Source organism: Alcanivorax sp. HI0044 (assembly GCF_001634945.1).
The window spans coordinates 1-463 of sequence record NZ_LWEZ01000860.1; the positions used below are offsets into that span (position 1 = coordinate 1).

The 463-nt window shown below is 54.9% G+C and carries 1 protein-coding gene; it reads right to left on the bottom strand.

The features are described from left to right. Positions 1 to 175: 175 nt before the first annotated feature. Positions 176 to 463 (bottom strand): CsgG/HfaB family protein (locus tag A3730_RS10145; RefSeq protein WP_304439486.1); only part of this gene is annotated, 288 nt, incomplete at its 5' end.

Here is a 463-nt window from a genome sequence, read left to right on the forward strand (position 1 = left end):
ACATCATGCCAACAGATACCGTTACGGCCACCGCCACCATCCGTCGGGGTGACACGCTAATGGCCAATACCACGCGCATCTTTACGCCTGGCTCGCTTTAGTCACCAACTCATCGTTCCCAGCAACAGATTGGCAAGACTGCAGCAATCCGCCCCGGCTAACCGGCGGTGTTTTATTAGCGATCACGCCGGCCAGAGGTTTCTAATGTCTCGCCCCTCAAGGCCAGGCCGTACTGCTTAATCACCTCGGAATCCATATCAGCGGGATTCTCAAGCTGCCAGTTGCCGTCCATAACCCCCTTGACGATAAGGTGTGCCACTGCGGCTTCGATCGCCAGTTTGACACATTGCTGAACCGGCTCGTTGGTGGTGACCCCGGCTTCGGTTTCCAGTAATTCCTTGAAGTCGATATACCGGTACACACCGACCTGCAGCTCTTTACTGTAGATAGTCTTGCGTGTTGA